This window comes from Nocardia sp. NPDC058058 (assembly GCF_042885355.1).
Classification (GTDB): domain Bacteria; phylum Actinomycetota; class Actinomycetes; order Mycobacteriales; family Mycobacteriaceae; genus Nocardia.
This window is the reverse complement of the sequence record NZ_JBHVSA010000001.1, coordinates 1,291,118-1,310,460: the sequence shown is the minus strand read 5'-3', so window position 1 is coordinate 1,310,460 and position 19,343 is coordinate 1,291,118. Positions and strand designations below refer to the sequence as shown.

Sequence of the window (19,343 nt, the reverse complement as noted above, 5' to 3'; positions counted from 1 at the left end):
GACACCGAACCGATCGCCGCCGTGGCCGTTGTGCCGGCCCCGAATCGATCCGGTTCACTACATAGTTGCCGAGCCATTCAATGTGCGCGATAGTTCGGCGCTTCCGAATGCCTGGGTGCCGGATTACCAGAGGTCGCGCTGTCACAGTGCTGCAGATCACGAGAGCGATTCCGCTCCTCTTTAAGGGCTCCGAACTGTGTAAACCCAGGTTTGACAAGGGTTTACAACCAGGTGCTACAGGCATGCCGGTTCCGTTTACAGAGGATTTACAGCTCTGGTTGCCGCATCGATGCCGTAACCATCAAGGAGCTGGGTGAATCCATGACCACCGCCACCACGCGCACCGTACTCACCACCGCGCTCACCGCCTCGGCTACTGCCGTCGTACTGGCACTGGCACTGGCACTGTGCTCGGCCACGGCCGGTGCCGATACCGTGCCGGACAAGAACCGGGTCGTGGACACCGACGACGGCTGGGCGCTCTCGGTCACCAAGACCAGCGAAACCCTCGACCGGTACCCGAACCTGGCCGCCACCATGTTCACCCGCGAAGGATTCGTCGCGCTCAAGGCTGTCGCTGAGGTCAACGGAACCGGAACACAACCGATCTCCGCAGGGACGGTGACTCTCGGATATCAGATCGGGTGCCAGGTCGACGTCTCCAGTGGCCTCACGTTGGGGATGGGTTTCTCCATCGGCCCTAACGCCTCGCTCACGATCTCCTACCCACCTGCTCTCAATATCGGTGGGCAGGCCTCGATCAACCCCAACATCTCCACCACCCTCAAACCCGGGTCGATCGCGAGTATCGACTTCGGCAGCAAACCCCTCGCCGGTCCTCGCGCGTCGATCACCACCGATCAGGTCGAAGTGAAGATCGATGCCTGCATGGGCCGGTCACCTTGCGCTCCTATGTGACAGCCCGGATCTCGACACCGACCGCGGACAACTCCGTCACCGTGTACGGCGACCCCATCTGGCTGTGACCGCGTACTTCGCCCCGCTGGCCGCTCGTCAGCCGTTGCTCTATGCCTTCTCGAGGAGATCGACGATGACCGATACCACCACCGATAACGCCCACCGGCACACCGGATCAGCACCGGAGCCGTTGAATCCCGCAGCTGTCGCCTCGGGTGCTCTGGCACTGGGACTGCTTCTGCTAATTACGGCGTTCGCGACGTTGAACCGGATGCCCGGCTGGGCCGACGACTACGGCGCGATCCTGGTGTATCTGGCGTTCTTCCTGTACATGTCCATCGCCGGGCGGCTCACCTGGTGGGGCATCGACACCCTGCGAGAACAGGCCAAGGATCGCTGGAGCCGACGATGACCGGCCGCCGCGCGCGGTTGTCCGCGTTGGTGCTCGCCACTGCCGCGACCGGGCTCGGTGTCGGATTCGGCGCGCTCACCGCCGCGCCGGCACAGGCTGTGCCGTGTGCGGAATACCTATCGTGCCGGTCCCGGGGGGCGGAGACCCCCGTCCTGCCGGGTAGCCAACTGCCCACTACCGCACTCCCCGTGCCCGGCGCCGAGGAAACGGTACTGCCCGGCAATCAGCGCCCCGCACAACTCGCGCCCGCACCCGCGCCGCTGCCGAGAATCGAGATCGACCCGCCGGCGGCGCCGAGTCCCGGTACCGTCCCAGTGCCATCAGCATCCGAGCCGGGCGCACCACCCGCGGTCATCACCGCTGTACCGGCACCGTCACCCGAATCGGCTGCCCCGCCATCACCGTCGGGCTCGGGCAGTGTGGATCCGCGCCTGATCGCGTTGACCGTGGTCGGGGCGACAGCGTTCGCCTCACGAGCGACCCGCTCGCCCGCCAGAAGCAGCGGGGGCGCAGTCGCCGGCGGTCCCGCCGTCCCCATCCAGCGGACACCGGCGTCCCCGAACGGCGCACCACAACCGTCGGTGGCGAACACGACGATTCTGTTTCCATCCACCCGCGCCGACGTGGTCCCCAAACAATCCTCGACATCGCCCGTCATCTCCGACGGCGTGGTCCGTTTCGTGCCTTCGAAATCCGGTTCGGACACGGGCGCGATAATAATCAACCGCGAAGAGGTTGGCCCTCCGGGTTCGATATCGAGATCCACCGGATACGATGTTTGGGTTGATGGCCAATATCAACACGTCGACGCCATACAATCGGGACCCGGTCTCTATCCCGCCCGAATTGAAGGAGTGCGATCAGGCTCGACCGTGCGCATCAAACAAACTGTCGTCACCACATGGACCGACGGTCGTGGCGAGAATCGCGTTCAAAGCGATTTCGACACCACGGTATCGCCGTACGCACCCAGATTGCATCAGGGAAAACAAGACAAGCATATCCCCGGAACCAACAACTATGAGCCCGGAAAGAGCATATGGACCGATCCCGACCCGCAAGGCCTGCTCGATAAGTACTGCGGCACAGGGCAGCAGGTCACACCGAGGTTCGACATACCCACACCGGGTTCTAAAGAACGCGTGGATTTCGAAAAGGTGATCGGGCAGTATTATAATGATAAAACTGGACAATACTCTCCTACGACCAAGGGGATGATCATCTATTCCAGCACCGGTGAGCATATTGTTCCTGCGGCTCCGTGAATATCGGAAAGGTTGCGATGAATAACGAACCAGAACGCGGTAGTGTGGTTCTTGCCATAAACCGCGCACTCCTCGGAGAAGTGTCCCCATCATTTCGTGCCATCTACTTCAAAGTCGAAGAAGGCACCCTCCATCTACATTTCATCATCGACGGAGTTCCATCGGCCGATGACATCGACTCGATACACGACATCGGTGGCGAAACCATCGCGAGCTTCAACGACCTGAATATCGTCGAGGAATGGACCACCGTGAACCACCCGGAAAAGATACAGATGCCACCGGGCTGGGAACCGGTCTTTCACCGGAAAGAACCCTGATAATCGCGGCGACCGAATGCGATCGGTGGGCTGGGACGCACTCGGACCCACCGACGCGCGGATGTCACGCTGACCGCCTGACGTCCTCAGCAGGGCGAGACCGCGAAATGCGAGAGCACCGTGGCCACAACGCATTGTGCGGCGACGTGGTCGGCCCGTCGGCCGCCCCCTGCGCCCCCAAGGCGCGAGCCTGGTTCATGCGGCTCCTGTGGTCCGATCACCGAGTCGGGGGGTGCGCGATGGCTCACCTCGGTGCGCGGACCGTGCGCCGGCGCGGTGCCGATTTCGTGGAATGTGCGCACGTCTCCACCCTGGATAAATCGAATGACGCGGCACCAGAGTGTATTTCGGTACCGCTCATGGGTGTTCGTGGGCGGAGTGGTTGGTTTGTACCCGACGTCTTGCCCTGTGCTCTTGGCGATCACCGAGTTGCGTGAGCTGGGAAGAACGTCGAGGAAATTGACATGTCGGTGAGAATCCCGTCGGACAAGTCAGTGAGAAATTGGGTCGAACAAGCAGGTCGGAGGAGAGGCGATTGCCAAGTTCGGTGAGAACCTACAGCCGGCGGGCTGTCGAATGTCAGGACTTCGTCTCCGGGGGCAGGGTGAAGTACACGAGTCCGTCTACTTCGTCGGTGTGAATGCCCATGTCCGCCAAGATGTTCACGGCCAGGTCGGCGTGGCCTGCCGCCGGTGTCACCATTGCTCGGCCGTTCTCGTCCTGGCAGGAGGATCTGGTGTCGCAGCCGCGGTTCCAGAGGGTGGTGATGATGTCGGTGAGTTTGTGGTCGACGCAGGACTCGCGGTCTGCGGCTCGGATGTGAATTTGCCGGTGGCGCACTGCGATCAGGCCGCCGTTGGTTTGTTCGCAGTACCGGCAGAGGGGGTAGGGGCCCAGGATTACGTGGCCGGATCCGGCCAGGCGGTTCAGGAATATGTCGCGGTTGTCGGTCGCCACCCGCAATTGGGCTGTGTACGAGCCCGGTTCCTGATCCCGGAGACGCTGGAACACCTGGATGGCCTCGTCGGTGGCGCGTAGAGCGTCCGCGTGTTGTCCGGCTCCGGCGAAGTAGACGCCGTTCTGGTGCAGGGCGGCGCCGAGGGCGCGGTCATACTGCGGTCGTCGAGTTGTCAGGCGGCGCAGGATCTGTACGAGTTCCTCGCCGAATTCCAATGCCTCGAGTGGTTCACCGATATCGCCGAGAGATCTGGCCACGGTGTCCAGCGCGACCACCAGGGCGGGTCCGAACAGGCGCGGTTCGTCGGAGAGCCCATATCGGCACGATGCCACCGCTTCTCGGCCCGCGGCCACTGCTTCGCGCCCGCGGCCGAGGCTGTCCAGGATATCGGCCCGCACGGCCAGCGACCACACCAGCTGAATATCGAAACGCGCACTCCACGTGGCCTTTTCGCGACGGGCGATCCGCACCGACTCGTCGACGGCGGCCAGGGCTTGCTCATGCTGCCCCTGTTCGGACAGGCGCTTCGCCAGCAATCGCAGCAATCCCGCGAGCGTCGGGTCGAGGCCCGGCACCACCTTCGCCGAACGCCGCACCATCTCGACGGTGAACGCCACGGTCTCGCGGTCCTGCTTCCCGCGCTCCACCGCCTCGGTGATCCGTGATATCCCCATGCGGGTCACACCGCACCACCCCCATTCGATTCGAAGCCACGCGGTCACCGCGCGTTCCCGGTCAAACCGAGGATACGACGATACTTTCGAACAGCTCCGACAAATTCCCGGTGACCGGCGGGGAGCTATGGTTTCCCACGCCAAAGAGGTGTGCCCGTCCGAATGGCACGGACGGGCACACATGTTCGGCCATCCCTCGGCCTTCCCCTCCTACCTGGAGGCCGAGCGCCGTCTCGCTGACACCCGGATGTCGTCCGGTATCGAAAGCGCTTCTCGAACACTAGGTTCCGTCGTCTCGGCGGTTCTACCGTTTTCCTGCCCATTCGCGGTCGTTTTCTGCCCGCTATGCTCCCGCGCGTGCGGGAGAACGGTACGGAGTATCTGTCGGAGCGGTTTTCGACCGATGAAGCGGATCCGGCGGGATCGTGGAGTGAGTACCTGCGGCAGCGGCAGGGCTCGGTGGGGCTGGGATTCGGTGCGGGGGAGTTCAATTCGCAGGCCTACGCGCAGAACGCCGGGCAATTCCAGGTGGTGCGGTTCACCTCGGGTGCGCTCGATCACCAGCGGTCGCGGCGAGATGTGCGGTGCGACGGCGACAATAGCTATCGCCTGCTGATACCGCTGCAGGGGCGATTCACGTTCGAACAAGGGGAATCCCGGGAGATCTTCGAACCGGGACGGGTGTGTTTCTTCCATTGGGGGCAGCCGCTCTGGATGAGGCACAGTGAGACGATCAGCGCGCTGATCCTGACCGTGCCGGAGCGTTCGGTCGATTCGGCACGTGCCGAGGGCGGGCCGCTCGCACTGGACGATACGCGTCCACTGGTGCGGGCGCTGCGAAGTCAGGTGCGCATGCTGGTCGAGGAAGAGGGTTGGACGGCAGCGGATTTCAGCGTTGCCTGCACCGCTGCGCTGACCCTGCTCGACGGTGCGTTGAATCCGTCGCCGGGTATCGGATCCGGTCGGCGCGCGCTGGACGTCGAACGCGCGCGACGGCTGATCGAGGATCACGCACATGATCCCCGGGTGACGCCCGAAGCCATTGCCGCGATGCTGGGCATCGGTGAACGGACGCTGTACAAGGTGCTGAAAAGCTCCGGATACCCTTCGCCCGGTGTGCTTTTGCGCACGATCCGAGTGGAGCGTGCGCATCGGCGCCTGTCGGTCGCGCTACCGATCGATATGGACCGGATAGCTTTCGAGGAAGGTTTTCCGAGTACGCGCAGATTCCGCGAAGCCTATCGCGAGCACTACGGGCAGACTCCGGCTCGGATGCGCGCGCAGATTCTCGGCACGCTGCCTCAGATCGATACGGAATCGACTGTCTCGTAACGGTAGTCGTCGAGGGGGAACTGCCGGGTTCGGCGGCGGGCGGTGAAGAAGCTCTCCGGGCGGATATAGGTGCTGTCGCCCTGGGAGTTCCGGTAGTAGGTGGGGACGTGGGCGTTGAGTTCGCAGAGGTAGTAGCGGACGCCTTCGGCTTGCCGGTGGATCTCGCGGTGGTAGGCGGCGGCAGCTTCCTCTCGAACCTCGCAGACTTCCGCACCGCGGGAACGGGTTTCGCGAATCGCGCGGATGGCGTGGTCGGCGGTGGTTTCGACGAAGGCGTGCCAGCTGGTGCCGCTCCAGGAGTAGGGGCCGACCAGGGTCCAGCGGTTGGGGAGGCCTGGGACCGAGACGCTCTGGTAGGCCTGGAGGCCTTCCTCGCGGTAGAACTTGGCCAGATCGAAGCCGTTGCGACCGATGACGGTGCCGGGGATATAGGTTTCGGGGTCGGAGAAGACCTCGTAACCGGTGGCGAGGATGAGGGCGTCGAGCTGGTGCAGGACACCGTCTCCGGTCAGCACACCGGTGGGGGTGATCTCGGCGATCGGGTCGGTGATCAGGGTGACGTTATCCCGGTTGTAGGCGGGCAGATATCCGGTGGACATGGTCGGGCGCTTGGCCAGCACGCCGAAACCGGGGCTCAGCTTCGCCGCGGTATCGGGATCGTCGACCACCTGCCGCACGTACCAGCGATACCCGGCGATCATCCACGCGTCGAATGTGTTCGCGACGGGCCGGAACAGCCGCATCGGCGACCGGGACACCATGCGCAGCAACAGATCCACCACGACGAAGGCGACACCGTTGATCGTCGCGGAGACACCGGGCACCGCGAGCGCGGCCTGCATCGCCTTGGGCACCACGAAATCCGGTTTCGGCACCGACCAGACCGGGGTGCGCTGAAAGACCGTCAGCGTCCCCACTTCCGGTGCGATGGCGGGCACGATCTGCACCGCGCTCGCCCCGGTGCCGATAATGCCCACGGCCTTGCCCGCCATGTCGTAGCCGTAATCCCAGTCCGTCGGGCGCTGGACCTTGCCCTGGAACGAGCTCGCGCCCGCGATGCCGACATCGTCCTTGGGCCGGACGAACGCCCCGATCGCGCTGATCAGGAATCTCGCCGTCACGATCGACCCGTCCTGGAGATGCAGCGCCCAGAACTTCCCCTCGTCATCCCAAATCTCGCGCACCACATCGGAATTGAAGCGGGTCTTCTCGTACAGTCCGTACCGGCGCGCGATTTCGGCGTGATACCGCTTGACCTCCGGCCCGTGGGCGAAGAACCTGGACCAGTTGGGATTTCGCGCGAACGAATACTGGTACGTGGTCGACGGCACGTCCACGGCGATACCCGGATATTGATTCTCGTGCCAGCTGCCGCCGACATCATCGGCACGCTCGAGGATGACGATGTCGTCGATTCCGCTCATGCGCAGTTTCGCCCCGGCCGCGATACCGCCGGGTCCCGCGCCGATGACGGCGACCTCGTACTGCGGATGTTCTCTGTCTGTAGTCATTTCGCGTCAACTCCACTGTTGAGATCGGTCCGGTACCGCGCCCACTCCACGACTTCCCAGGCCACCACGCCGCCGACCCATACGACCGGACTGAGGACCCCCGCGAACGCGCCGATCAGCCCGTTCTCGCCATTGAGTGGACCGGAAAGGGTGAAAACGCCTGTGAGAGTGCACAGGTCGATCACGATCACCACCACGCACACCGTGTTCAGCCAGGTCGGAAACAGTCCCGTGCGGCGTGAAATGAGCAGTGCCGCCAGCGCGAACGGAATCCACACCGGTCCCAGCATCGCCGCGGACACGAGCACCACGACATGCAGGGCGTGCACGATCGAATCGGGTGCGTGCCCGGAGAGCAGTACGGTGCCCGCGAAGATCCCGGCCTCCGCGAAGAACAGGCCGAGCACCAGCACCTCGCTGAAGATCGCGGACCAGGTGTAGACCCGATTGCGGCTGGTGTCCGCGGCCCAGAGCGTGCCGATGAACGCCCCGGACCAGATCGCGCCGACCAGGAACACCACGGCCAGCAGTGCCGCGACCCCGCGCAGCAGCCCGTTGTATTTGTCGTAGAACTCGACGGTGCCCGCGATATCCGAACCCTCCGGCATGACCCGGATGAGCAGTACCAGGGTCACCGCGATCATCCCGAGGCATATCGCGATGACGAGTCCGTACCACCCTCTGATGGTCGCGGGTTCGGTCAATGACAGTGCGATTCGGTCCAGTGGCCGTGCGTTTCCCGGTGGGGCCGTCGCGTGCTGACTGACTGGCGATCGGCGGGTAAAGGTTTGCGACATTGCAGATCTCTCCTCCGAGGACCCCGAGGCTCTCGACGGCCATCCGGGTCACTGGATATCGAGATTATCTGGATAGTGATGACATCACAAGGGTGTTGCACGCAGGCGAGGCTATGCGCATGGCGGATAGCGATGAGATACGGATTGATTGACTATTCGGATAGTTGTACTATTTCAAAAATTCGGGCGGTGTGAGCGCCCGTGCGGCAGGCTCCTCGCCTCGGGATCCACCGGGCGATGGGCGAAGGTCGATCAGGAAGTCAGGACATTGGCGTCTAACACCAGAAAAAGAGCGGGAGCGGTCCCCGATGTCGAAGCCGCGGTCATCGGGGCGGGCGTGGGCGGTATCGCCGCCGGCTGCCAGCTGCGGCGAGCGGGTATCGACGACTTCGTAATCCTGGACCGCAGAAGCGATTTCAGCGGCACCTGGATCGCGAACACCTATCCGGGCGTCGCACTCGATGTGCCCTCCACCTCGTACGAATTCACCTTCGCGCCGAACCGCTGGTCACGGGTGTTCGCGCCCGGTGACGAGGTACGCGAGTACTGCCAGCGCGTCGCACGCGAGCACGGGCTGTACGACCGCGCGCGCTTCGGCGTCTCGGTCGAACGCGAGGTGTGGGATGACGAAAACGGTTTCTGGACACTGCATTTGACCGGCGGCGAAACCTTGACCGCCCGCTACGTGCTCAACGCGACCGGATTCTTCCTCGAACCGCGGTCGAACTCCGGCATCCCCGATGTGGATCGCTACACCGGCAAGGTGATGCTCTCCGCCGGATGGGATCACTCCTACGACTATCGCGGTAAGCGCGTCGCGGTCATCGGCACCGGCGCCAGCTCCATGCAGATCGTGCCGTCGATCGTTCCGGACGTGGCACAGCTCGATGTCTATCAGCGCACCGCGACGTGGTGTTTTCCCAAGCCGGACTTCGCTTTCGGCCGCATCGGCCGGCGCCTGATGCGCTCACCGCGCTTCCACACCGCGGCCTATATGGCGAATTGGTATGTGTACCAGGCCATCGTCGTCGGGGCCGAACGCCTTCCCAAACGGGCGGCGATGGCGCTGATCACCGGCCTCGAGAGTGTGCTGCGGGTGGCGTACGGGCTGTACCTGAAGGTGCAGGTGACCGATCGCGATGCGCGCCGCGCCCTGGTACCCCGGCACGGTCTGATGGCCAATATGCCGACCTTCGGCCGCGGGTTCCTGCAAACCTTCAGCCGGGACAACGGCACCTTGGTTACCACCCCCATCGAACGCTTCACCGAAACCGGCATTCGCACCACCGACGGCGTGAATCGCGACTACGACATGGTCGTGCTCGCCACCGGATTCAATGTCGCCTCGGATCCGGAGGCGTTCCCGATCGGCGCGGTCCGCGGCCGGGACGGGTTCGATTTGGGAGAGTTCTACCGCGCCAACGGAATGCAGGCGTACGCCGGGGTGACGATTCCGAAACTGCCGAACCGCTGGTTCCTCTACGGTCCCTACGGGTGGAACGGTGTGACGTGGGTGAGCATGATGGAAAGCTCCGCACTGCATGCGGCCCGGGTCATCGCCGCTGCCCGGGATCAGGGCGCGCAGGTCGCCGAGGTGACCCAGCGGGCGCACGATGGATGGCACGAGATGATGACGAGCAGTCCCTTCACGCAGGTGGCGCAGGAGTACCTGGTCGAACGGCAGTTCAAGCGGCATCAGGTGCGGAGCTACTTCTTCAACGACCGGGGTGAGGCTCCGATTCTGCGCCCGTCCCGGGGCTTCCGGGATTCGCTGTGGGATCACAGCGAGCGCTTCGACCCGGAACAGGATTACACCTTCCGGTCCGTATCCGGCACCGCCGCAGCGGATTCCGTCGACGGTGGCAGTGGCACGGTGCCCGAACCCGCCCGCGCGGCGGCGGAGTAGGAGTTACTGCGTTCGGGCGCGACGCCCTTCAATCCCGCGCTTGAAGGGTGTCGCGCAATCGCCGAATCCAGAGCTCGACGGTATCGCCGAGCAATTGCGCGGATTCCTCGGCGGTGATCACCTCGGCGGCGCTGCCGATCGCCAGGCCCGCGCCGGTGGCGACGATGGCCCGGACCGCCGCCTCCGATCCCGGTCCGGTGGTCGTAATATCTTCGGGCAGAAAGTCTTCCAGTAGTACGCGGCCGGCGGCGACGAGCCGTTCGACGGCCTGTGCGGTGGTCGCGCGTTGCCGCGCGTCCCGCAGGATGCTGATCAGATATTCCGCGCCCAGGGCCAGCAGTGGATTGTTCGCCGACGATCGCGCCCACCACCGCGTCAGCACGTCCATGCGGGTATGCGCGTCATCCGGCGCGGCGATGAGCGCGGGCATGAGCTTGCCGACTTCCCGGGTGAGCCCGCGCTGGATCACCGCCAGGCAGAGTGCTTCCTTATTGTCGAAATTGCTGTACAGCGCGCCGATGGTGCGCCCGGCCGCCGCGGCGATGGCCGCGATCGAGGTGGCGTGATACCCCTGGGTGAAGAACAGCTCTTCGGCGGCGTCGAGCAGATTCTCCCTGGTTCGGGCCTGACTTTCGGCCCGCGTCAACACCTTTCGATCACCCACGATCCCACCGTCTTCCCGGTTGACGCCACTCGCTATCGGTATAATACTGCTATGTGAATAGTGATGCTATTTCAGCCGCCAGGCTGATCGAGCGGAAAGGGGGTGCGCCGGTGCAGGATTCCCATGCCGCACTGCGGGCCGCACTGGGGGGACCCGACGATGACGTGCTGGCGGCACTGACCGCGGCCGAATCCGAACAGTTGCTGGAGTTGTTGCGACGGGCCCGAACCGCGCAGCGCCACGGTCTCGATCGGGCGATCGACGACGCCATGAAGGTACTGCCGCGCTTCCTGCGCATCCCGGCCCGTTCGATTCTGTTCGGAAAGTGAGAAGTGATGGCCGACTTGGTGACTCGCGCCCAGATCACGATGCTGGCGCAACTACTCGATGTCGAGCCCGCGGCCGTGAGCGGTCTGGAACGACTGGGCGCGGACCAGGTCGAGGCGCTGCGCACGCGCATCTCCGACTCGCTGTTCGATTCGCTGGCAGCGGTTTTCGCTCGCGTGAGCAAACTGGCCCCACTGGTCCCGGACGCGGTCGCCGCCACGGTGGCGGTCAAGGCGATTCCGGCCGAGGTCGCCGGACGCGGCGGTGGTGCGATCGGCATGGACCATCAGCACCGCGCCGCCGGGCTGATGAGCCGGATGCCGCCGGGTTATCTGGCCGATGCCGCACCCTATGTGGACCCGCGCGTGATTCCCTTCTTCGCGCCGAAATTACCTTTCGCACTGCTGATTCCGGCCGCCGATGAATTGCTGCGCCGTCGCGACTACATCACCGCCGCACGGTTCGTCGAACATGCCACCGACGATTTGATCCGAGCCTTCGAGAGGCATGTCCAGGATGACGAGGCCATCGTGCTCACCGGTGCGATGGTCTCGCGCACCGAAGTCCTGAACAGCATTCTGCGGACGGTGTCACCCGAGCGCCGGGCGCGCGTGGTGGCACTGGGCGGCTCCGGGAAGCCGGACGTGCTGGTGGCGGCACTGTCCCTGCTGGCCAGGGTGGATGCCGAATTCGCCGCTCCGATGACCGCGATGCTCTTCGAATCCCAAGACGCCGAGGGCGTTTCGCGACTGTGCGAGCTGGCCGTCGCCGCCGGGGCCACCGCGGAACTGCTCGATGTCATCGGATATCTGCCCGATGAGACCGTGCGGGTGCTGGCGGCCGCACCGGGCCTGCCGGACACCGGGATGCTGGAACAGGCCGCCACCACCGAACGCCGTGCGGCGGCGGTACGGCGACTGATCGTGTGCGCGCCCGAACCGCATACCGGCACATTGCACAATTGACAGCCGCTCCGCATGCGCCGAGCATCGCGGCAGGAAAGACCGACAGCAGGATTCGAGGAGATGCCGATGGTCAAGCGGGTTCCGAAAGGCCGGGTGGCCCGGGGTCGCAAGCTCGGCATGCTGGCGGCCGGACAGGCCGCACGCGGTGCGACGGCCCGGCTGTCCATGATCGGCCGTTCGGAACACGCCCGCGAGGTGCTGTCCCGCCGTTCCACCCTGGACAGCGCCGAACAACTGGTCGACGTGCTGGGCAATATGAAGGGCGCGGCCATGAAACTCGGCCAGATGCTCTCGGTGATCGACCTGGATCTGGTGCCGGAATCGCATCGGGAGCGGTTCCGCGCCAAGTTGGCGCTGCTGCGCGATCAGGCCCCGGTGGTGCCGTTCTCCGGTATGCGCGGTGTGCTCGAGAGCGAATACGGTTCGCTCGCAAAGGTATTCCGGGATTTCGACGAGGAGCCGATCGCGTCGGCATCCATCGGCCAGGTGTATCGGGCGGTACTTCGCGACGGGCGCGAGGTCGCGGTCAAGGTGCAGTATCCGGGCGTGGAGAAGGCGGTCAGATCCGATCTGCGCAATCTCGCGCTGTTCGTGAAACTGGGGCAGTCCATGTGGCCCGCGCTCTCGAGCAGCGCGTTGATCGACGAGATCACCCGGAATCTGGAGGCCGAACTCGACTACGGGCGCGAGGCGCGCACGCAGCGACTGGTGGCCGCGCACTATCGCGGGCATCCGTACATCGTGGTACCGGACAGCGTGCTCGAGCACTGCTCGGATCGGGTTCTGGTCACCGAGTTCCTGCCGTCGAAACCGTTCGGGCACATGCAATCTCTGCCCGATGCCGATCGAGACCACATCGGCGAGGTGATCTACCGCTTCTACATCGGCTCGCTGTTCGAACGCGGCGAGTTCTGCGGTGATCCGCATCCGGGCAATGTGCTGCTCGCGCCCGACGGACGCGTCGGATTCATCGATTTCGGCCTCTACAACCGGATGAGCCCCGCCGATATCGAATTCGAGCGCCGCGTCGCGCGGGCCGCGGTCGAGCGTCGCGCGGATGATCTGTATGCCCTGTTGGTGGCGCGCGGCATCGTCGATCCGGCGGCCGGGGTGGATCCGGCGGAATGCCTGGAATACCTCTGGGCCGCATCGGAATGGAATCTGGCCGATCAGGAGCTCACCGTCACCCCCGATCTCGCCACCGGGGCGCTGCTGTCCGCGGTGGATCCGAGAATGACCGAGTTCAGCGGGATGCGGCATCAGATGCTGCCGCCCGAGCATGTGTTCTCCCGGCGCGCCGACTTTCTGACCTTCGGAATTCTGGGGCAGCTGGTCGCCACCCGGAATTGGCATCGCATCGCCCGGGAGTGGGTCTACGGCGATGAGCCGGTCACCGATATCGGTCGCACGCTGGCCCGGCGGGCGAGCGCCGGAAAGGACCGGTGAACGCGGCGGGACACATGGCGTTGGCCAATTGCACAAATCCGGATAATGTCGGTACCTGGAATGCGCGGTATTCCCACCCGCCCAGGACTGACAACGGAGGAAGTGTGGCCGCTCGAAAGGTGCTGACCCGGGCCGAAAGCCAGGCGCAGACGCGGGAAGAGCTGATCGAGGCCGCCGAACGCCTGTTCTACGCCGATGGTTACCACGCCACCTCCCTGGCCGCGATCGCCGCCGAGGCCGGTCGCACCATCGGCGCGGTCTACAGCAATTTCGACAGCAAGGAGGCGCTCTGCCTCGAGGTGCTGCGCAGCTGGGCGACCACGCGAATGTCGCGCCTGGCCAATACGATCGCGGCCACCGACGGCTCGCTGGAACAGCGCCTCGATGCCATCGCCACCTGGTGGGACAAACAGCTGATCACCGATAACGCGCCGCTGATTCTGGCCGCCGAATACGGCATCAGCGTGCTGCGCGATCCGGCGCAGCAGGCGCGCGCGGTCGAAGCGTGTGAGCGCCTGGTGGATTCGGGCCGGGTGCTGATTCTGGATCATCTGCCCGAGCACGCGGCCGAAGCCGGGGAGCTGCTGGAGGACGGGGTGCACGGCGTGCTCGCCGCCGGTATCGGCCTGGCGGCCGGCAGCGTGACCGGGCTGACCCCGCCCGGCCGATCCAGCAGTATCCTCACCGCGACAATCGAATTCTGGTTGCAGCGACTCGGCGCGGCGATTGGTGCGGGCGAGAACGCGGAGTGATGCCCCGCAGAGCGAATCCGACCAGCGCCAGCATCCAGAGGCTCCACAGCACATAGCCGAGGAAATTGAGCTGCTGTGCGCCCGGGATATGCCAGGGTGCGGCGATGCCGGTGAGGATGAGAACCGCCGCGGCTATGCCCGAGACGGTGAACCAGCGCGGAAAACCGTTGCGCGACAGCACTGTTGCCACGAGCAGGGTCCAGGCGGCGGTCAACGCGTAGCCGCAGGTTTCGCCGAGCGTTGAGCCGAGTACCAGGTTGGCGATCTCGAATTGGCGTGTCGCCGAAGAGTTCTCGGCCGCGTGGGTGGCGCGGTCGGCCAGCGTCGGCACCAGTAGTGGCCAGCGCAGCAGACCGATCGCCTGGACGACGCCCGCCGCTATGCCGATGCGTACCGCCCAGCGCATGCGCGGGGAATCGTCCAGGCGGCCGACCAGGATGGCGATGGGGATGAACAGTGCCGCGCCGAGCGCCAGGAGCGCGAACCAGGACACGACGGCGGTTTCCTGTGCCCGGAACAGTGCCAGGACCTCCGCGCTCGGACGTGCCAGCACCTTCGGATAGTCGAATACCGCGCCCAGGCCGATGAACCCGGCGTTCATGCTCAGCACGGCCGCGACGATCGGCACCGCGGTCCGCGCGGGAGATGTCGAAGTGGTCATCGCCGCCGCTCCAATCCTTGCTCGGCGGCCTCGCCGCGGAAAGCCTCGACGGTCTCGCGCAGGCTCTCCTCGATCGGGGTCGCGTTCAGATCGAAATGCCTTGTCGCGGAACCTGAATCCATGATGAACGGGCGATCGAACTGATACCGCAATTCCCGCAGCTCACGGGCGGCCGGAACGAAGAGGCCCGCGGCCCGGAGCGCAATCGCGGGCATGCGCATGACCTTGGCGGGTGACGCGCCCGCGACCTTCGCCAGCAGATCGGCGAGAGCGCGCACCGAGAGCGGGGGAGCCGACGGCACGTGCCACGCTCTGCCCCAGGCGTTTTCGTCCGCGGCGACCGCGATCAGCAGCCGGGCCACATCGGTGGTGGCCGTCCAGGTGTGCGGCGCGTCCAGATCGGCGGGGACCAGGGCGCGGCGGCCGGACAGGATCGCCGGGAGCAGCAGGGTGGTGGCCGCCGACACCGCGTGCGGGCCGAGGTAGTCGGAGCCGCGTACCTCGGCGGTACGGATGCGGCCCGCCTCGTGTGCGGCCAGCTGCTCGGCCCACATATCGGCGCGCACCCGGCCCTTCACCGAATTCGGTCGCATGGGCTGGTCTTCGGCGACCGGGCCGGTGAATTCGCCGTAGCCGTACAGGTTTCCGACGGTGACCAGCACCGCATCGGAGCTTTCGGCGGCGGTGAGCACCGCGCGGTGCAATGCCGGAAACTCTTGCGGCCAGCGGTGATAGGCCGGTTGTGCGCACTGGTACACCGCGCTCGCGCCCGCGCAGTGGCCGGCCAGCGCCGCCGCGTCGGTGGCATCGGCCGCGATGCGGGTGATGCCCGGGTGGTCGGGTCCGGAACCGTGGCGGGTGAGCAGGCGGACCCGTTCCCCGCCGGTCGCGAGTCGAAGTGCGGTGGCGGTGCCGACGGGACCCGCTCCGATGACGATGTGCAGGGGCATGAGGTGCTCGATCCGGTTGGGGAGGCTGCTCCGAGAACACTGTTCTCGATGTGCTTCGACGGTAGTCGGCCACGGTGTTCCGAGTCAAGAACACTGTTCTTGTAACCATCTACTGTTCTCTAACTCGTCGACCGTTCTCTATACTGCGGGGATGTCCGCCGCTTCCCTGCGCGCGCGTGTGCGCACCGAAATGATCGAGGAAATCAAGGTCGCCGCCCGTAAGCGGCTGGCCACGGACGGTGCGGGGCTCTCGCTGCGCGGTGTCGCCCGAGATATGGGCATCGTCGCCTCGGCCCTGTATCGGTATTTCCCCAGCCGCGACGATCTGTTGACCGCGCTCATTCTGGAGAGCTACGAATCGCTCGGAGCCGCGGCCACGGCGGCGTGCGCGGCCCTACCGCCCGGCGATCATCGCGCGCGCTGGCTCGCCGTATGCGTGGCGGTCCGTGACTGGGCGAGCGCCAACCCCGCCGAATACGGCCTGCTCTACGGCAGTCCCATCCCGGGTTATGACGCACCGCGCGACACCATCGTGCCCGCCGCCACCGTGGTCCTGCTGCTCGCGGAGATCGCGGCCGCGGCGGAGGCCGAGGGTCTGTTGGCACCGCCGGTGTTCGCGACCCAACTGCCCGATACCGTGCGCGGTGACCTCCGCGTCCTCATCGACGAACAGGGTTCGGGACTGCCCGAGGAGGTGCTCGATCGCGTATTCCTCGGCTGGACACAGCTTTTCGGCCTGGTCACGTTCGAGATTTTCGGGCGGCTCGGTGGCACGATCAACGCCGTCGCGGACTACTTCGATCATCAGATGAACCTCATGGCCGATCTGATCGGGTTGCCCGCCTGATCACGCGATGTCGAACATGGTCCCGGTGACCGATGAATTTCGCGCCTCGATTCCGTCGCAAGTGTTGAGCACGTCCATTCACCACGGAGGAGAATCATGACCGCTGTACCCGCTCCCGAACTCGTCACCCTAGATCCCGCTGTCACGGCCGCCGTGCGCGCGGTCGTGCCCATGGCCGGTCTGCGCGATTTCTATGACGCCTCCTTCGGTGCGCTGGCGAAGACGGTCGCCGCACAGCGGGTGGGGATCGCCGGTCCCGCGTTCGGGCTGTATCGCGGAGCGGTCGGGGATCCGATCGATGTCGAGGTGGGATTCGCCGTCGACGGCGCGGTCGAATCCGATGGCGCGGTATTCGCCGGGTCGCTGCCCGGCGGCCGGGTCGCCCGGCTGGTGCACGTGGGTGGATTCGACGGGCTCGGTGCGTCCTGGGGACGGTTGGTGGCCTGGGTCGAGAGTCAGGGGCTCACCGGCGCGGATGTGCGCTGGGAGGTGTACGTCACCGAGCCGTCGCCGGATATGGACCCGAATGACCTTCGCACGGAACTGAATTGGCCCATCGCCGAGTGAGGGCCGGTGGCGCGGCCGACACGCGTGCCCGCCGACCCTTGACTTTCCTATTGGGAAAGTGGGACTCTACTTTCCTGATGGGAAAGTAGGGAGTCATGGAAAACGTTGCACCGGATCAGGCTCGCGCCGCCCTCGAGGCGGCCGAGCGGGCACGGCGTCAGGTGGCCGACGAGGTCGGATTGCCGCGCGCGTACTGGTGGGGAATGGCCGCGGGCTGGGTCGTACTGGGCGTGATCGGCGATCTCGGCCCGCAGTGGCTGGTGATCGCCGCGACGCTGGCCTTCGGTGCGGGGCATTCGTTCGTGGCCTCGCGGCTGCTCGACGGACGGCGACGCACCGGCGGCGTACAGGTGTCGGCGGCGGTGGCCGGGCGGCGCACGCCGCTCGTCGTCATCGCCATGCTGATCGGATTCGTCTGCGTGACAATAGGTTTGGCACTCTCGCTGGACGCCGACGGGGATGCGCATCCGGGTATCTGGGCCGCGGTGATGGTCGCGGCGATCATCGGATTCGGCGGGCCGGAGCTGCTGCGCGTGCTGCGTCGCTGGGCGCGCGCATGACCGAGGCGCGGTTCGACGAACTGATTCATCCCAGCACCCGGCTATCGCTGGTGGCGACCCTGGCGGCGGCGGATTGGGCGGAATTCGCCTTCCTCAAGGACCGGCTCGGGCTCTCGGATTCGGCGCTGTCCAAGCAGCTCGCGACCCTGGAAGAGGCGGGCTACGTCGGGACCGAGCGGCGCCTGGACGGCAGTCGCCGCAAGGTGCGCGCCCGGCTCACCGACGCGGGGCGGGAGGCCTTCCTCGGCCACATCGCCGCATTGCGCGAGATCGTGGCCGGGGTGGCTCCGGATGACTCAGCGCAATTCGCCGTAGGCGGCGAGGATGCGCTGGATCGATGAGGTGACCGGCAGTTCGCCATCGAGCGGAAGCCATTGGTAACCGCCGTAATTGGTCAGCCGAATCGGACCCACATTGGCCACCTCGACCGCGAAATGTTCGCGCCGGACCGGCTTTCCGGCATTGTCCAGATAGTCGAAACTGCCGAGGTGCGCCGTGATGTCGGTGACCGTGAGCCCGGTCTCCTCGAGCACCGCGCGCGCCACGGCGGCCGCCAGCGCTTCGCCGGGGCGTACCGTGGTGCCGGGTAGGTTCAGCGGCCGGCGGCCCGCCACGTATTCAACGCGCTCCAGCAACAGCACGGCGCCGTTGTTCTCCAGCACGACGCCGATGCGCAAAGCCACCGCATCGGTCTCGGCTTTCGCCTGTAGTTCGGTCAGCACCGATCCGCCGATCGACTGCCGGGGAGAAACCTCGAAATCCCACACTTCGCACCCACATCCCGTACCGCCGGACTCCATCGACCGGCACAGTTTCTACGCTACCGCTGGAAAACCACTGGAACCCAAGCAGATCCGGACTTTCGGCGCATCTCCGCAGTACGGGCGGGTGCGCCGAAAAGTTTAAAGCGTCCGGTACCGACTGTCACAGTGTCCCGAAGCCTAGTTCACGCCGCCGACAGGAACGCACCGGTACGGCCACCGGTCTCAGCCCTCGGTGAGAATTCGGCCGGCCGCGGCCAGCCCTTCGGGCGTGCCGACGACGACCAGGACATCGCCCGAGGTGAGGATGAATTCCGGGCCGGGGGAGGGGATCGCGTGCCCGGCCCGCATGACGGCGACGATGGAGGAGGTCGTGCGCGTGCGCATCTGGGTATCCCCGAGCACGCGGTTCGCGTAGGGCGAGCCCTCCCGCACGCTGAACTGCCGGGTGGACAGTCCTTCCAGATCGCGGTGTTCGTCCTCGAGTTGCGCGACCAATTGCGGCGCCCCGAGCAGATTCGCCAGGGTGGCCGCCTCCGGTCCGGTCATCGGAATCTGGTCGGCGGCATCGGGATTGCCGATCTTGCCGATGAGCAGGTCGATGGTGCCGTCTTTACGGTCGATCACACCGAGTCTGCGGCGTGAGCCGGAGAGTGGAAATTCCTTACGCACACCGATGCCCGGTAACGGGGTCACTTCAACGTTCACACCCCCCACCCTAATCGGGCAAATCGGTCACGACGTCATTCG

The 19,343-nt window shown here is 65.5% G+C and carries 22 protein-coding genes and 1 pseudogene; 14 read left to right on the top strand and 9 right to left on the bottom strand.

Features of this window, described 5'->3' with window-relative positions; genetic code table 11:
• Positions 1–321: 321 nt before the first annotated feature.
• Together ACFVUS_RS06060 and ACFVUS_RS06055 are read left to right on the top strand one after the other, a co-directional pair.
• Positions 322–986 (top strand): annotated as a pseudogene (locus ACFVUS_RS06060) (MspA family porin).
• A gap of 65 nt (positions 987–1,051) precedes the next feature.
• Positions 1,052–1,330, top strand: a complete 279-nt coding sequence (locus ACFVUS_RS06055) for a hypothetical protein (protein WP_387762060.1) — start codon at positions 1,052–1,054, stop codon at positions 1,328–1,330.
• Between the two features lie 223 nt (positions 1,331–1,553).
• On the opposite strand, the gene ACFVUS_RS06050 is transcribed toward ACFVUS_RS06055, so the two are convergent.
• Positions 1,554–2,096 (bottom strand): hypothetical protein, encoded by a 543-nt coding sequence (locus tag ACFVUS_RS06050; protein WP_387762059.1) that lies wholly within the window; start codon positions 2,094–2,096, stop codon positions 1,554–1,556.
• Between the two features lie 106 nt (positions 2,097–2,202).
• Between ACFVUS_RS06050 and ACFVUS_RS06045 the strand changes: the two genes are divergently transcribed.
• A complete protein-coding gene (locus tag ACFVUS_RS06045) occupies positions 2,203–2,595 on the top strand; it encodes a polymorphic toxin type 50 domain-containing protein (RefSeq protein WP_387762058.1) in 393 nt (130 codons plus the stop codon).
• Positions 2,596–2,612: 17 nt separating this feature from the next.
• Entirely contained in the window at positions 2,613–2,915 is a 303-nt protein-coding gene (locus ACFVUS_RS06040; protein ID WP_387762057.1) for a hypothetical protein, read from the top strand.
• A gap of 579 nt (positions 2,916–3,494) precedes the next feature.
• Here the strand turns inward: ACFVUS_RS06040 and ACFVUS_RS06035 are convergent.
• On the bottom strand, positions 3,495–4,547 hold the full coding sequence (locus ACFVUS_RS06035; protein ID WP_387762056.1) for a hypothetical protein: 1,053 nt from the start codon (positions 4,545–4,547) through the stop codon (positions 3,495–3,497).
• A 357-nt stretch (positions 4,548–4,904) separates the two neighbouring features.
• Between ACFVUS_RS06035 and ACFVUS_RS06030 the strand changes: the two genes are divergently transcribed.
• Positions 4,905–5,879 (top strand): helix-turn-helix domain-containing protein, encoded by a 975-nt coding sequence (locus ACFVUS_RS06030; RefSeq protein WP_387762055.1) that lies wholly within the window; start codon positions 4,905–4,907, stop codon positions 5,877–5,879.
• Here ACFVUS_RS06030 and ACFVUS_RS06025 read toward each other — a convergent pair.
• Both ACFVUS_RS06025 and ACFVUS_RS06020 read right to left on the bottom strand, forming a co-directional pair.
• A complete protein-coding gene (locus ACFVUS_RS06025) occupies positions 5,849–7,390 on the bottom strand; it encodes a flavin-containing monooxygenase (RefSeq protein WP_387762054.1) in 1,542 nt (513 codons plus the stop codon). The genes ACFVUS_RS06030 and ACFVUS_RS06025 overlap by 31 nt on opposite strands.
• Complete coding sequence (locus ACFVUS_RS06020) at positions 7,387–8,094, bottom strand: hypothetical protein (protein ID WP_387762053.1); 708 nt, start codon at positions 8,092–8,094, stop codon at positions 7,387–7,389. The genes ACFVUS_RS06025 and ACFVUS_RS06020 overlap by 4 nt, the downstream gene beginning before the upstream one ends.
• A gap of 361 nt (positions 8,095–8,455) precedes the next feature.
• Between ACFVUS_RS06020 and ACFVUS_RS06015 the strand changes: the two genes are divergently transcribed.
• The gene (locus ACFVUS_RS06015) at positions 8,456–10,093 is read left to right on the top strand and encodes a flavin-containing monooxygenase (RefSeq protein ID WP_387762052.1); all 1,638 of its coding nucleotides are present in this window, start codon (positions 8,456–8,458) and stop codon (positions 10,091–10,093) included.
• 28 nt (positions 10,094–10,121) lie between these two features.
• On the opposite strand, the gene ACFVUS_RS06010 is transcribed toward ACFVUS_RS06015, so the two are convergent.
• Positions 10,122–10,757 (bottom strand): TetR/AcrR family transcriptional regulator, encoded by a 636-nt coding sequence (locus ACFVUS_RS06010; RefSeq protein WP_387762051.1) that lies wholly within the window; start codon positions 10,755–10,757, stop codon positions 10,122–10,124.
• 110 nt (positions 10,758–10,867) lie between these two features.
• On the opposite strand from ACFVUS_RS06010, the gene ACFVUS_RS06005 reads away from it, so the two are divergent.
• From ACFVUS_RS06005 to ACFVUS_RS05990, 4 genes are all read left to right on the top strand, one after another.
• A complete protein-coding gene (locus ACFVUS_RS06005) occupies positions 10,868–11,086 on the top strand; it encodes a hypothetical protein (protein ID WP_387762050.1) in 219 nt (72 codons plus the stop codon).
• Between the two features lie 6 nt (positions 11,087–11,092).
• Positions 11,093–12,049, top strand: a complete 957-nt coding sequence (locus ACFVUS_RS06000) for a hypothetical protein (protein WP_387762049.1) — start codon at positions 11,093–11,095, stop codon at positions 12,047–12,049.
• Between the two features lie 66 nt (positions 12,050–12,115).
• Positions 12,116–13,495, top strand: a complete 1,380-nt coding sequence (locus ACFVUS_RS05995; protein ID WP_387762048.1) for an ABC1 kinase family protein — start codon at positions 12,116–12,118, stop codon at positions 13,493–13,495.
• Positions 13,496–13,599: 104 nt separating this feature from the next.
• Positions 13,600–14,247, top strand: a complete 648-nt coding sequence (locus ACFVUS_RS05990; RefSeq protein ID WP_387762047.1) for a TetR/AcrR family transcriptional regulator — start codon at positions 13,600–13,602, stop codon at positions 14,245–14,247.
• Here ACFVUS_RS05990 and ACFVUS_RS05985 read toward each other — a convergent pair.
• Both ACFVUS_RS05985 and ACFVUS_RS05980 read right to left on the bottom strand, forming a co-directional pair.
• Positions 14,177–14,908 carry a DUF4386 domain-containing protein gene (locus ACFVUS_RS05985; RefSeq protein ID WP_387762046.1) on the bottom strand — a complete coding sequence of 244 codons (732 nt, stop codon included), beginning with the start codon at positions 14,906–14,908 and terminating at the stop codon, positions 14,177–14,179. The two genes, ACFVUS_RS05990 and ACFVUS_RS05985, sit on opposite strands and share 71 nt — an antisense overlap.
• Entirely contained in the window at positions 14,905–15,858 is a 954-nt protein-coding gene (locus ACFVUS_RS05980; RefSeq protein ID WP_387762045.1) for an NAD-dependent epimerase/dehydratase family protein, read from the bottom strand. Before ACFVUS_RS05980 ends, ACFVUS_RS05985 begins: the two co-directional genes overlap by 4 nt.
• A gap of 151 nt (positions 15,859–16,009) precedes the next feature.
• Between ACFVUS_RS05980 and ACFVUS_RS05975 the strand changes: the two genes are divergently transcribed.
• The 4 genes from ACFVUS_RS05975 (at position 16,010) to ACFVUS_RS05960 (ending at position 18,173) form a co-directional block, all read left to right on the top strand.
• On the top strand, positions 16,010–16,705 hold the full coding sequence (locus ACFVUS_RS05975; RefSeq protein WP_387762044.1) for a TetR/AcrR family transcriptional regulator: 696 nt from the start codon (positions 16,010–16,012) through the stop codon (positions 16,703–16,705).
• Between the two features lie 96 nt (positions 16,706–16,801).
• The gene (locus tag ACFVUS_RS05970) at positions 16,802–17,272 is read left to right on the top strand and encodes a GyrI-like domain-containing protein (RefSeq protein WP_387762043.1); all 471 of its coding nucleotides are present in this window, start codon (positions 16,802–16,804) and stop codon (positions 17,270–17,272) included.
• A 95-nt stretch (positions 17,273–17,367) separates the two neighbouring features.
• Positions 17,368–17,832, top strand: a complete 465-nt coding sequence (locus tag ACFVUS_RS05965) for a hypothetical protein (protein WP_387762042.1) — start codon at positions 17,368–17,370, stop codon at positions 17,830–17,832.
• A complete protein-coding gene (locus tag ACFVUS_RS05960) occupies positions 17,829–18,173 on the top strand; it encodes a transcriptional regulator (protein ID WP_387762040.1) in 345 nt (114 codons plus the stop codon). Before ACFVUS_RS05965 ends, ACFVUS_RS05960 begins: the two co-directional genes overlap by 4 nt.
• Here the strand turns inward: ACFVUS_RS05960 and ACFVUS_RS05955 are convergent.
• On the bottom strand, positions 18,129–18,599 hold the full coding sequence (locus ACFVUS_RS05955) for an NUDIX hydrolase (RefSeq protein ID WP_387762039.1): 471 nt from the start codon (positions 18,597–18,599) through the stop codon (positions 18,129–18,131). The genes ACFVUS_RS05960 and ACFVUS_RS05955 overlap by 45 nt on opposite strands.
• Positions 18,600–18,818: 219 nt before the next feature.
• Complete coding sequence (locus ACFVUS_RS05950) at positions 18,819–19,301, bottom strand: cation:proton antiporter regulatory subunit (protein WP_387762038.1); 483 nt, start codon at positions 19,299–19,301, stop codon at positions 18,819–18,821.
• Positions 19,302–19,343: the final 42 nt, after the last annotated feature.

Excerpts from the sequence above, each read along its gene's own strand:
- ACFVUS_RS06055 (WP_387762060.1), top strand. The coding sequence starts at position 1,052 with ATGACCGATACCACCACCGATAACGCCCACCGGCACACCGGATCAGCA.
- ACFVUS_RS06040 (WP_387762057.1), top strand. The coding sequence starts at position 2,613 with ATGAATAACGAACCAGAACGCGGTAGTGTGGTTCTTGCCATAAACCGC.
- ACFVUS_RS06035 (WP_387762056.1), bottom strand. The coding sequence starts at position 4,547 with ATGGGGATATCACGGATCACCGAGGCGGTGGAGCGCGGGAAGCAGGAC.
- ACFVUS_RS06025 (WP_387762054.1), bottom strand. The coding sequence starts at position 7,390 with ATGACTACAGACAGAGAACATCCGCAGTACGAGGTCGCCGTCATCGGC.
- ACFVUS_RS06000 (WP_387762049.1), top strand. The coding sequence starts at position 11,093 with ATGGCCGACTTGGTGACTCGCGCCCAGATCACGATGCTGGCGCAACTA.
- ACFVUS_RS05995 (WP_387762048.1), top strand. The coding sequence starts at position 12,116 with ATGGTCAAGCGGGTTCCGAAAGGCCGGGTGGCCCGGGGTCGCAAGCTC.
- ACFVUS_RS05985 (WP_387762046.1), bottom strand. The coding sequence starts at position 14,908 with ATGACCACTTCGACATCTCCCGCGCGGACCGCGGTGCCGATCGTCGCG.
- ACFVUS_RS05980 (WP_387762045.1), bottom strand. The coding sequence starts at position 15,858 with ATGCCCCTGCACATCGTCATCGGAGCGGGTCCCGTCGGCACCGCCACC.
- ACFVUS_RS05975 (WP_387762044.1), top strand. The coding sequence starts at position 16,010 with ATGTCCGCCGCTTCCCTGCGCGCGCGTGTGCGCACCGAAATGATCGAG.
- ACFVUS_RS05970 (WP_387762043.1), top strand. The coding sequence starts at position 16,802 with ATGACCGCTGTACCCGCTCCCGAACTCGTCACCCTAGATCCCGCTGTC.
- ACFVUS_RS05965 (WP_387762042.1), top strand. The coding sequence starts at position 17,368 with ATGGAAAACGTTGCACCGGATCAGGCTCGCGCCGCCCTCGAGGCGGCC.
- ACFVUS_RS05960 (WP_387762040.1), top strand. The coding sequence starts at position 17,829 with ATGACCGAGGCGCGGTTCGACGAACTGATTCATCCCAGCACCCGGCTA.